2 protein-coding genes are annotated in these 13,550 nt (G+C 67.3%); both read right to left on the reverse strand.

From position 1 onward, the window contains the following. A complete protein-coding gene (locus tag ACZYSP_RS08360; protein WP_489013652.1) occupies nucleotides 1-8,976 on the reverse strand; it encodes an amino acid adenylation domain-containing protein in 8,976 nt (2,991 codons plus the stop codon). After that, on the reverse strand, nucleotides 8,976-13,550 hold a 4,575-nt coding region (locus ACZYSP_RS08365; protein ID WP_489013654.1), incomplete at its 5' end, for an amino acid adenylation domain-containing protein. The genes ACZYSP_RS08360 and ACZYSP_RS08365, both read right to left, overlap by 1 nt.

Below are 13,550 nucleotides of genomic sequence, written 5' to 3' on the forward strand. Positions count from 1 at the left end.
TCAACCCTCGGACACAACGGGTTGCTGGGCAGCGCGGTCGAACATCGCGCCCATGGCGACCACGATCTTGCGCGGCCCCTCGTACGGGTCCCGCGCGTGTGCCGCGAGCATGTTGTCGAGCATCACCACATCGCCCTGGCGCCAGTCGAAGCGCACGGCGCACGCCTCGTAGGCACGGCCGACGATCGCCATGGTCTCATCATCGATCGGCGTACCGTCGCCATAGGTCACGTGCCGCGGCAGGCGATCCAGGCCTCCGGCCATGACCAGCAAGTCTTCGCGCACGTCCGCCTCCAGGCAACTCACATGGTGCAGCTGGATCTGGTTGAAGAAAACGCGCTCGCCCGTGACGGGGTGCGTGATCACCGCCGGGCAACGGGTGCGGGTCTGCAGGGTTTCCTCGTCCAGCCAGCGCCAGGCGGTGCCCGCCAGTGCGAGACGCGCCTCGACCTCCGCCTTGCTGTCGGTCTTGAAGAAGTCCTGCCAGCTCACGTCGAACCGGGGCACGAAGGTGCGCACGTACAACAGCTCCTTGCGCTCGAACTCCGCCACCATGTCGGCCGGCAGATGGCGCAGCATCTCGCGGCAATCGACGATGGGCGTGGCGCCGCCCACGGGCGAAGGCAGCTCGCAGAAGAACCACTGCTTGCGCGGCCAGCGGTCGAGGTGCGAGCTCTCGTTGTGATACAGGATCATCTGGCGCTCGGGGTACGGCGTCGAGCGATAGGTGTTGCGTCCGCCTTCCTTCTTCGGCAGGTCGCCGTAGCCGCCGTAGAGCTCAGGCTCGATCACTTCTGCAAAAGCCTCGAATTCCTGCGGCGTACGCAGGCCGAAATTGCGCAGCAGGATGCCGCCGTGCTTGCGCAGGCTGGCCTCGATGTAGTCACGCTGCTCCCGGGCCCATGCCACCGCGTCGATGTCGCTGCTCGTGGCCTCGATGACCAGCGGAAAAGCCCGTTGGTCCGACAGGAAGGACGTGCGCACGGGCGAGCGCGGTGCCGACTGGACGTCGCGGTCCTTGTCCGCGAATTTCTTGAGCTTCTGCAGTTTGCCCAGCGCAGGCGAAGTAGATGACATGGTTTTTCTTTCCGGGTTGGATTGAATGACGAAACTCTCCAGCACGCCGTTGGGTGCCGCGACAACCTGCTGCAGGAGATCGCGCCACGCGGCGGATGCGCGTTCGATGGTTTCGCGCAAATACAGGCTGGAAGCAAAGGTCCACTCGGCCCACAGGCCGCTTTCGTTCTCGCTCACGAAGACCGCGAGGTCGAACTTCGATGTCGTTCCGGGTTTCGCGATCGGCTCGATGACGACACCCGGGATCTCGAAGCGTTCTTCGGGCATGTTCTGCATGACGAACAGAACCTGCACCAGCGGGTTGTGCTGGCGGCTGCGGGGCGCGCCGACCAGCTCGACGATCTGGTCGAAAGGCACGTCCTGGTGCTCGAAGGCCGACAGCGTGCTCTCCTTGACCGTCGAGAGCCACTGCACGAATGGCAGTGCTGGCAAGAGCCGGGAGCGCAACGGCACCACGCTGACAAAGAAGCCGATCAGGTCTTCGAGCGCCGGATGGTCGCGCCCTGCAACGTCAGTGCCGACCACCAGGTCGTCCGACGCGGCCTGCCGGTGCAGCACGAGCAGGAAGGCCGACAGCAGCAACACATAGAGCGAGGTCTTCTGCTCCCGCGCCAGGCCCTGCAGCGCCTGCGCGAGTTCGCGCCCGATGTCGATGCCGACCGTGTCGCCCGCCACCGAAGCCACAGGGGGACGGGTGCGATCGGGTTTGAGCGTGGAAACGGCGGGAGCGGCATCGAGGTAGTCGCGCCAGAACGCGGTGTCTTGCGCAAGGTTCTGCGCGAGCTTGCGGTGGTTCCAGTCGGCGTAGTCCGCGTACTGGATCGCGAGCGGTGCAAGGGGTGAGCCACGCCCTTCCCGCAGCGCCGCATACAGGGCCATGAAGTCCTGGATGAAGACGGCCTCCGACCAGCCGTCGAACGCGATGTGATGCACGCACAGAAGCAGCACATGCTCCTCGGGCTGCAAGCGCAGCACGGCCGCCGCAAAGGCCGGGCGAGTGATCAGGTCGAACGCGGTGCCCGCATGCACGGCGAGCGCGTCGTTCATCGCTGTCGCCCGGAACTCGCCCGACAGGTGCGAAATATCCGTCAACGGAACGACGAGCTCGCTCTCTGGCGCGATACGCGCCACGGGGTCGCCGTCGTCGTTCTCGGGGAAGCAGGTCCGCAGCACTTCGTGCCGCTGCACGATGGCATCGAGCGTGGCCCGCACCAGATCGACATCGAGCGCTCCCGACAACCGCAGCGCCGCCGAGATGTTGTAGGCCGAGTGCTTGCCGGTCGATCCGTCCGACAGCCGGTTCACCAGCCACAAGCGCTGTTGCGCGGGCGAGAGCTTCATGTCGGCCATGCGCTCGACCGGCTGCAGCACCGGTGCCTGGCTGGACAACGGGGTGCCATGCCTCGCCTGCCGGGCGACATTCGCAAGGTCTCGAAGCACCGGGTGCTCGAATATCTTGCGCAGCGGCAACTCGAAGCCGCCGTCGACGCGTGCCCTCGACGCGAGTTGTGCGGCCAGCAGGGAGTGCCCGCCGAGCTCGAAGAAGCTGTCATGCCGCCCCACGCGTGCAACGCCCAGCACCTCGGCCCAGATCGCAGCCAGCTTTTGCTCCACCTCGCCTTCGGGCGCCTCGTATGCACGGTCGCTCGTGAACTCCGCCTCCGGCAGTGCCTTGCGGTCGACCTTGCCGTTGCCGTTCAAAGGCAGGCGGTCGAGCACGACGATGGCGGCCGGCACCATGTAGTCGGGCAGCACCACCGCGAGCCGGTCGCGCAGCATCGCCACCTCCATCGCTTTCCCCGCCTGCAATGCGATGTAGGCGACCAGCGATGCGCCACTCGCGCCTTCGCGCGCCACCACCACGGCCTCGCGCACTTCGGGCTGCGCCAGCAGCTGCGCCTCGATCTCCCCCAGCTCGATGCGGAAGCCCCGCACCTTCACCTGGTGGTCGATGCGGCCCAGGTACTCCAGCTGCCCTTCAGCGTTCCATCGCACCAGGTCGCCCGTGCGGTACAAGCGCTGACCGTCTCCCGCCGCAATGAAACGCTCGGACGTCAGGCCCGCGCGCTGGAAGTAGCCGCGCGCCAAGCCGATGCCGCCCAGGAACAGCTCGCCCGGCACACCTACCGGTGCCGGGTTCAGGAATCCGTCCAGCACGTGGAGCGTTGTGGCCGCAATCGGTCCGCCGATGCGAGGCCTGCCGCGAACCTCGGCCGCCGTCGACCAGATGGTCGTTTCGGTGGGGCCGTACATGTTCCAGAGCTCGACACCGATCGCCCGCAGGTCTTCCGCAAGGTCTTCCTGCAGCGCTTCTCCACCGCACAGGCCCTTGAAGTTCGCAAGCTGGCCACCATTCCATCCGGTGGCCCGCAGAAGCCGCCAGCCCGCGGGCGTGGACTGAAGCACCGTGGCGCCGCAGTCATCCATCAGTTTCCCGAGCGCACTGCCGCTTCGCACCACATCCCTCGATGCCAGCACGAGGCGCGCACCGCTGAGCAGCGGCAGATACAGCTCCAGGGCAGCGATGTCGAACGACAGGGAAGTGACCGCGACCAGCACGTCGTCCTGCGTCATGCCCGGTGCGTCTTTCATGCTCAGCATGAAGTGGCTGAGCGACAGGTGCCGCACCATCACGCCCTTCGGTTTTCCCGTGGAGCCGGAGGTGTAGATGACGTAGGCCAGGTTCTCGCCGCCCAGCGCGATCTGCGGGTCCGCATCGGAGCAGCCGCCGGTGTCCAGCGTGTCCAGTGCCAGTACCTGCAGCGCCTCGGCGCCCGGCACCAGGGCTCTCAGGTGACTCTGCGTGAGCAGCAGCGCGATGCCGCTGTCAGCCACCATGTAGGCCAGCCGGTCCACCGGGTACTCCGGGTCCAGCGGCACATACGCACCGCCGGCCTTCAGGATCGCGAGCACGCCAACCACCATGTCGATGGAGCGCTCCACCGCAATCCCCACCTTCGTCTCCGGCTTCACGCCCAGAGCGATCAGATGGTGCGCGAGGCGGTTGGCTCTTGCGTTGAGTTCGCCGTAGCTCAGCATCTCGTCGCCGAAGACCAGCGCCACCGCGTCGCGATGTGCCGCGACCTGTCGCTCGATCAGCCGGTGCACCGGCACATCCTCGGTGTACCGCACAGCGTTTTCACCCCACGCGGCAAGCTGGCGCTGCTCGCCATCGGACATCACCCCGAGTTCGCAGACCGGCCAGTCGGGCTGCAGCGACAGGCCCTGCGCTACGGCCTCGACAGCTGCAACCATCAGGTCGCACACGCGCCCGGCATCCACGGCCGCGTGAATCTGCGCGACCAACCCGAAGCCCTCGCCCAGGTCGTCCACCGACATCTCTATCGGGTAGTTGGTGCGCTCCCTGCTGCCGAGGATCTCCATGCCCTCCCAGAGCGGGCCCTTCTGCGCCGCCTTGCCCTGCTGCGCGCCGTAGCGGTAGTTCAGCAGCGCCGTGAACAGCGGCATCCGCTCCGGCAGTCCGCTGCAGCGCTGGGCCAGCGAGAGGCTGGCGTATTCGTGATGCATCAGCTCGATCAGTGCCGCATGCGTCTGGCGCACGCATGCCTGCACGCCTTGCGTTCCCAGCCGAACGCGCACGGGCAGCGTGTTGATGAACATGCCCAGCGCCCGGTCGGCATTCGCGCCGCCCTGCATGCGGCCGAACAGCACGGTGCCGAACACCACGTCGTCCCTGCCCGTGGTCTTGCTCACCACCAGCGCCCAGGCCAGGTGGAACAGCGCCGCGGCGCTCACGCCATGTCTCTGTGCCTGCCGCCTGACCTGCAACGCGAGTCGGGCGTCCAGCGCGAGCGAGGTTTCGCGCACGCGGGTGCCGTCGCCCTGCACGTCGAGCAGGCCGAAGGGCGCTGTCGGCTCCTCCACATCGGCGAGCATCCGGCTGAAGAAGGCCTTGTGCTCGACCTGGCTCACGTCCAGCCTGGCCTGCCCGACGAAGCGCCGGAACGGCACGGGTGTCGACAGCTCGGCCTTTCGCCCTTGCTGGATCAGCGCGATTTCCTCGACGACCAGCTCCAGCGTGGTGTGGTCCACCACCAGGTGATGGTTCGCCAGTTGAAGGAGCCAGCGGCCGTTGTCCGTGTCGTGAGCGGCGATGGCCCTGAGCATCGGTGCCTTGCGCACGTCGATGCGGTAGCGGGCCGGGTCGACGTGCGCATCGAGCCGTGCGGCCGCGCTCGCACCACTCGGCTCGGCATCTGCCAGCCACTGGAGCTCGAGCAACGCCTTGCGATGCACCACCTGCACCGGTTCGGGCAGGTCTTCCCACATCACGGCCGTTCGCAGGATGTCATGGCGCGCAATCACTTCGTTGAAGCTGGCGACGAAGTGCTCGAGCCTTTCGCGGCTCTCGAAACTCAGGCGGTTCAGCGTGATGTATGCGTCGCCCTCCGTCTGCAGCATGTGGTGGAAGAGCATCCCCTCCTGCATCGGCACCAGCGGGTAGATGTCTTGCACGTTGGCCGCCCCGCCCGGCACCGCCGCCTCGATGCGCGCAATCTGCCGCGCATCCAGCGCCACAAGCGTCAGCATCTCCGGCTGGATCGCCCTGCAATCCGCCGGAATGCCGTTGGGCGGAACAATCACTTCCCGTCGCACCGGCTCCTGCGCCAGCGCCTGCGCGAAGGCGCCGAGCCGGGGCTGCTGGAACAGCGTGCGCACCTGTGCCGCCCAGCCCTGGGCGCGCATGCGCTCCAAAAGCCGCAGCGCCAGCAGCGAATGGCCGCCGAGTTCGAAGAAGCTGTCCTGCCGCCCCACGCGCGCCGCGCCCAGCACCTCGGCCCAGATCGCCGCGAGCTTCTCTTCCACCTCGCCCTCGGGCGCTTCGTAAGCCTGTTCGCTCGTGAATTCCGCGGCCGGCAGCGCCTTGCGATCTACCTTGCCGTTCGTGTTGAGCGGCAATCCCTGCAGCACGACGATTGCCGCGGGGACCATGTAGTCGGGCAGCGCCTGGCCCAGTTGCTCCTTCAGCTGCGCAACGTCGATCGCCTGGCCGGCATGCGGCGATACGTAGCCCACCAGCCTCGTGCCGGCGGGGCCTTCGTCGGCCACCACAACCGCCTCGCGCACTTCGGGCAGCGCCAGCAACTGCGCCTCGATCTCTCCCAGCTCGATGCGGAAGCCCCGCACCTTCACCTGGTGGTCGATGCGGCCCAGGTACTCCAGCTGCCCCTCGTTGTTCCAGCGCACAAGGTCGCCCGTGCGGTACAACCGCTCTCCGTCCGCTCCCGCGACGAAGCGTTCCGACGTCAGGCCGGCCCTGTGCAGGTAGCCGCGCGCGAGGCCGGCGCCGAAGACATGCAACTCGCCGGCCACGCCGACCGGCACCGGGTTCAGATGCGCATCGAGCACCCGCAGCCCGAGGTCCGGAATGGCAAGGCCGACCGGACTGCGCTGCCGGCCCATGTCTGCCGCCGTGATCCGCCGGTAGGTCACATGCACCGTCGTCTCGGTGATCCCGTACATGTTGACCAGCTGCGGGCTTTCGTCTCCATGGTGCTCGATCCACTGGCGCAGCCGCTGCGGGTCCAGGGCCTCACCGCCGAAGATCACCGCGCGCAGCGCCAGGCGCTCCTGGCCAGCCTCGTAGGCCTGCGGCAGGCTGATCAACTGGCCGAACGCCGAAGGCGTCTGGTTGAGCACCGTCACCTTCTGCGTCCGCAGCAGTTGCAGGAAGTCTTCGGGCGACCGGCTGACCCAGAACGGCACGATGACCAGCTTGCCGCCGGAGCACAGCGCGCCGAAGATTTCCCACACCGAGAAATCGAAGGCATAGGAATGGAAAAGGGTCCAGGTGTCCTGCCGGCCGAACCGGAACCAGGCATCGGTGGCGCCGAGCAGCCGCGTCACGTTGCGATGGCTCATCTGCGCGCCCTTGGGCCTGCCGGTGGAGCCCGAGGTGTAGATCACGTAGGCGAGGTTCTCGCCGTGCAGCGCGACCTGCGGGTCGCTTGCGGGCTGTGCGTCCAGGTCCAGCGTGTCGAGCGCCAGCACGCGCAATCCCTCGGCGCGCGGCACCTGCGACTCCAGATGGCTTTGCGTCAGCAGCAGTGCAACGCCGCTGTCCTGCGCCATGTAGGCCAGCCGCTCCGCGGGGTACTCCGGGTCCATCGGAACATAAGCGCCGCCGGCCTTGAGGATGCCCAGCAGGCCCACCACCATCTCCATGGAACGCTCCACCGCGATCCCCACCTTCGTTTCAGCCTTGACGCCCAGCGCGATCAGGTGGTGCGCGAGGCGGTTGGCCCTGGCGTTGAGTTCGCCGTAGCTCAGCATCTCGTCGCCGAACACCAGCGCTGCCGCTTCGGGCTGCTGCGCAGCCTGCCTTTCGATCAGCCGGTGCACCGGCGTCGCATCCGGAAAGCTTTGCGAATTGGCACCCCAGGCCGCGAGCTGCGCCCGTTCGGCTTCGCTCAACAACGTCACCTCGCCCACGGCCTGTTCGGGGTGGTCCGCCAGTGCCTGCAGCACCGCCAGATAGTGGCCGGCCATGCGCTCGATGGTCGAGGCATCGAACAGCTCTGCCGCATAGCTGAACTTCGCATGCAGCCGGCCGTCGGGGCTCTCGTCGGTGACCAGCATCAGCTCGAACTGCGCGGCCTGGGCGCCCAAGTCGTAGGGCTCCAGCGCAAGCCCCGTCAGCCCCTCCAGTCCCGAGAAATCCGCGCGCTGATGATTGAACAGCACCTGGAACAGCGGCTGGATTCCCGGAATGCGCTCGGGCTGCAGTGCCTCGACCAATTGCTCGAACGGCAGGTCCTGATGCATCTGCGCGCCCAATGCCGCCTCGTGCGTCTGCGCCAGCACCTGCAACAGGCTGGTGCGGTTGTCCACCACGGCGCGCAGCACCTGCGTGTTGACGAAAAAGCCGACGACGCCTTCAGTCTCCACACGGTGGCGGTTCGTAATCGGCACGCCCACGCGAATGTCTTGCTGGCCGCTGTAGCGACCGAGCAGCACCTGGAAGCCGGCCAGCAGCACCATGAACATCGTGCCCCCCTGGCTCCGGGTCCGCTTCTGCAGGCCCTGAACCAGCGACACGGGCAACTCGACCCGATGGGCGGCCGCGCCATACCGGGCATCGGGCCTTCGGGCGCGGTCGAGCGGCAGTTGCAGCACCGGCTGCGTCGCGCCGAGTTGCGCCTTCCAGTAGGCGAGCTGGCGCTCCTGCTCGCCGGCCTCCAGCCAGTGCCGCTGCCACACGGCGTAGTCGGCGTACTGGATCGGCATTGCCTGCAGCGCCGCCGCTTCGTGCTGCACGCAGGCGCGGTACTGAGCCACAAACTCGTCCACGATGATCTGCAGCGACCCGCCGTCCGAGACGATGTGGTGCATCACCAGCACCAGCACGTGCGCCTCGGGCGCCAGGCGGATCAGCGCCACCCTCAGCAGCGGTCCTTGCGTCAGGTCGAAGGGCGTGTTGCCGATGCGGTGTGCTGCTTCGCGGGCCATCGCTTCGCGGGCGTCGGCGTCCGTCAGGCTGAGGTCCAGCAGCGAGAAGTCGAGTTCGCCGTCTTCGCGAATCACCTGCTCGGCGAGCCCGTCGGCATCGGCGCGAAACACCGTACGCAACGATTCATGGCGCGCCACCAATGCCTTGAAGCTCGTGCGTACCGCGTCCACATCCAGTGCGCCCGTGAGCTTGAGCGCGTCGCTGATGTGATAGGCCGTGCTCTGCGGATCGAGCTGCCACAGGAACCACTGGCGCTGCTGCGCGTAGGAGACATGGCAGCGGTCCTGCGCCGCGTCTTCGCGCGGGAGGATGGGAAACTGGTCGAGCGTCAGACCCTTGGAACGGATCCCCTCGTACACCACGCGGCGCTGCTCGGTCGACAACCGGGAGAAGCGCTCGGCGATGCGACGGGTTGCTGTGGTTTCCATCAAACGGTCTCCATGCTGTCGATCAGCGAATCGATTTCTGAAAGGGCCTGGACCACGGGGCTGTCCCGAAGGGCCTCGGCGATCCGGGCGGCCATTGCGGCCAGGGTCGGGTACTGGAAGACGTCGCGGATCGTGAGTTCGCTTTGCATGGCAGCATGCAGGCGCGCCACCAGCCGCGCGGAAAGCAGCGAGTGCCCGCCAAGCTCGAAGAAGTTGTCGTTGCGCCCCACGCGCTCGGCACCCAGCACCTCCGCCCAGATGGCGGCGAGCTTCTCTTCGGTCTCGTCCCGCGGTGCCTCGTACGCGCTGCTCGCGGTGAACTCCGGCGCCGGCAGCGCCTTGCGGTCCACCTTGCCGTTCGCGTTCAGCGGCAGCGCGTCGAGCACCACCAGCACCGCGGGCACCATGTAGTCGGGCAGCGCCCCGCCGAGACGCTCGCGCAACACGGCGGTGTCGATGTCCTGCCCCGACACATAGCCCACCAGCCGTGTACCCGCGGGGCCGTCGTTCGCAATGACCACGGCTTCGCGCACCTCCGGCTGCGCCAGCAACCCTGCCTCGATCTCGCCCAGCTCGATGCGAAAGCCCCGCACCTTCACCTGGTGGTCGATGCGGCCCAGGTACTCCAGTTGGCCCTCCACGTTCCAGCGCACCAGGTCGCCCGTGCGGTACAGCCGCTCCCCGTCTTCCGCTGCGATGAATCTTTCTGCCGTCAGGCCCTCGCGGTTCAGGTAACCGCGCGCCAACCCGGCGCCCGAGACGTACAGCTCGCCCGCCACGCCCAGCGGCACCGGGTTGAGCTGCCCGTCGAGCACCCGAAGCCCCAGGTCCGGGATCGCGATGCCCACCGGACTGCGCGCCTCGCCGACGTCCGCAGCGGTGATGCGCCGCCAGGTCACATGCACCGTGGTCTCGGTGATGCCGTACATGTTGATCAGCTGCGGGCTGTCGTCGCCGTGGTGCTCTATCCACCCGCGCAGGCGCTGCGGATCCAGCGCCTCGCCGCCGAAGATCACCGTGCGAAGCGCCAGGCCGCCTTCATGGGCCTGGGGCAGGCTGGTGAGCTGACCGAAGGCGGAGGGCGTCTGGTTGAGCACCGTGACGCGCTCCTTGCGCAGCAGCTGCAGAAAGTCTTCAGGCGAGCGGCTCACCCAGAACGGCACGACCACCAGCTTGCCGCCGGTGCACAGGGCGCCAAAGATCTCCCACACGGAGAAGTCGAAGGCGTAGGAGTGGAACATCGTCCAGACGTCGTCAGCGCCGAAGCCGAACCACGCATCTGTGGCGCTCAACAGGCGGCTCACGTTGCGATGGCACAGCTGCGCACCCTTGGGCCGGCCCGTGGAGCCCGACGTGTAGATGACGTAGGCGAGGTTCTCACCGTGCAGTTCGACCTGCGGGTCGTGCGACGGCTCCTCGGACAGGTCGAGCGTGTCCAGCGCCAGCACCTGCAGCGCTTCGGCGCCTGGCACCTGCAGGTGGCTCTGCGTGAGCAGCAGCCTGATGCCACTGTCGCCGACCATGTAGGCCAGCCGGTCGGCCGGATATTCCGGATCCAGCGGCACGTAGGCACCGCCGGCCTTCAGGATCGCCAGGATGCCCACCACCATCTCGATGGAGCGCTCCACCGCAATGCCCACCTTGGTCTCGGGCCGCACGCCCAAGGCGATCAGCCGGTGTGCGAGGCGGTTGGCTTGTGCATTGAGTTCGACGTAGCTGAGCGTCTGCTCGCCGAAGGACAGCGCAGGCGCTTCGGGATGCGCGCGGACCTGCTTCTCGATCAACCGATGAATCGGCTCACTCGTTTCAGCCGCCCGCTTTCGCGCGCCCCATGCGGCCAGTTGCGCATGCTCGGCTTCACCGAGCAATGCCACGTCGCCTACAGGCTGTTCGGGGTGATCGGCCAGGGCGGACAGCACCGCGAGGTAGTGGCCCGCCATGCGCTCGATGCTCCGCGGCTCGAACAGTTCCGCGGCGTACCGCAGGCTCGCTCGCACACTGCCATCGGCGCTTTCAGTGGTTTCCAGCGTCAGTTCGAACTGCGCGGCCTGCGCACCCAGGTCGCACTCGCTCAGCGTGAGACCGGGCAGGTTCTGCAGCGCCTTCAGGTCGCCGCGCTGGTGATTGAACATGACCTGGAACAGCGGACTGGTGCTCAGGCTGCGCTCGGGCTGCAGCGCCTCCACCAGTTGCTCGAACGGCAGATCCTGATGGGCCTGTGCGCCGAGCGCGGCGTCCCTGGCGCGTAGCAGCACCTGCGTCAGGCTCTCGCGGCCGTCGAGCACGTTGCGCAGCACCTGCGTGTTGACGAAGAAGCCGATCACGCTTTCGGTTTCGGCGCGGTGGCGGTTGGCAACCGGCACGCCCACGCGAATGTCGGGCTCGCCGGTGTAGCGGCTGAGCAGTACCTGGAAGCCCGCGAGCAAGCCCATGAACAGCGTCGCGCCCTGGCCCTGCAGGCGCCGGTGCAGCCGCTGCACGAGATCGCCCGGCAGTTCGAATCCATGCCGCACGGCGCTGTATCGGCCGTCGGCCTTTCTTGCGTGGTCGGTGGGCAGTTGCAGCACGGGCTGCTCGGTGCCGATGTGCTGCGTCCAGTACGCCAGCTGGCGGTCGCGCTCGCCGGCTTCGAGCCAGTCGCGCTGCCATGCGGCGTAGTCGGCGTACTGGATCGGCAATGGAGGCAACGCTGCAACCGAGCCTTGCACGCGTGCGCTGTACTGCGCCACGAATTCGTCGACGATGACCTGCATCGACCAGCCGTCGGACACGATGTGGTGCATCACCACGACGAGCATGTGCTCCTCGGGCGCCAGGCGGATCAGGCCTACGCGCAGCAGCGGGCCTTCGCCCAGGTCGAAGGGCGTGTGGCTCAGGCGCAGGGCTTCTTCCCTGCTGCGCGCTTCGCGTTCCTGCCCGGTGTGCAGCGCCGCGAGATCGACCATGGCGATGTCCAGCGCTCCGGCTTCGCGGATCAGTTGCCGGGCCAGGCCTTGCGCGTCGGCGCGGAACACTGTGCGCAGGGACTCGTGGCGCTGCACCAGCGCGTTGAAACTCGCGCGCACGGCCTCTACATCGAGCTTGCCTTCCAGCTTCAGTGCGCCGCTGATGTGATACGCGGTGCTTGCGGGGTCGAGCTGCCACAGGAACCACTGGCGCATTTGCGCGTGGGACAGCGCGAGGGTGCCGGCGCGCTGCGTTGTCGTCAGTACGGGAATTGCCGGTGCCTGTGAAGCGTGATCGATCCTGATGGCATGGGCGATGCGCGACAGGCTCTGGTGTTCGAACACCTGTCGGGGATTCAGTTGCACGCCGGCCCTGGCGGCGCGCGCCGCTACCTTGAGGCTGAGGATGGAGTCGCCGCCGAGTTCGAAGAAGTTGTCGTTGCGGCCCACGCGGGCGACGCCGAGCACTTCGGCCCAGATCGTTGCGAGCGCCTGCTCGATCTCGCCCTCGGGCGCCTCGTACGCCCTGTCGCTCGTGAACTCCGGTGCTGGCAGCGCCTTGCGGTCTACCTTGCCGTTGGCGTTCAGCGGCAGTGCATCGAGCACCACGATGACGCTGGGCACCATGTAGTCGGGCAGCGCCTCTGCAAGGCGCTCTCGCAGCGTTGCGGTGTCTATGCGTTGCCCCGAGACGTAGCCCACGAGCCGCGCTCCTGCGGGGCCTTCGTTCGCGACGACGACTGCTTCTCTTACTTCCGGCTGCGCCTGCAACTGCGCCTCAATCTCCCCCAGCTCGATGCGGAAGCCCCGCACCTTCACCTGGTGGTCGATGCGACCCAGGTACTCCAGCTGGCCCTCGTTGTTCCAGCGCACAAGGTCGCCCGTGCGGTACAGCCGGCTTCCGTTGGCCGCTGCGATGAAGCGCTCTGCCGTCAGTGCTGGCCGCTTCAGGTAGCCCCGTGCGAGGTTGATGCCCCCCAGGTACAGCTCACCGGCCACGCCCACGGGCACCTCGTTCAGGCTCCCATCCAGCACATACGCCTGCGTCTGGCTGATCGGCCGGCCGATCGGCACCTGGCTGCTGCCGTCGTCCCGGCACGTCCACTGGGTGACGTGGATCGTCGTCTCCGTCGGCCCGTACAGGTTCTGCAGCGTGGCGCCGCTCAGGCGCTGAAGTGCTTCTCTTTGCGTGGCTGCCGGCATGGCCTCGCCGCCGCAGATGATGTGCTTGAGCTTCGTCGTCGCTTCGATGCCCTCGTAGGCCAGGAACGCCTGCAGCATCGAGGGCACGAAGTTCAGCGTCGTGATCTGGTGCTTCTGGATGAGTTCGACCAGGCGCACCGGATCCCGGTGATCGCCCGGGTTGGCAATGACCAGTCTGGCACCAGAGGTCAGCGGCCAGAACATCTCCCAGACCGACACGTCGAAGCCGAAGGGGGCCTTGTGCAGGACCGTGTCAGCGCCTGCGAGGGTGTAGAACTCCTGCATCCAGGCCATGCAGCTGAACAGGGCTTGATGGCGAATGGCTGCACCCTTGGGGCGGCCTGTGGAGCCTGAGGTGTAGATGACGTAGGCCAGGTGTTCGCCGTGCAGGCTGACTTGCGGATCGGCCTCGGACTCGGACGCTGT

The organism is Variovorax sp. F042 (assembly GCF_057814215.1).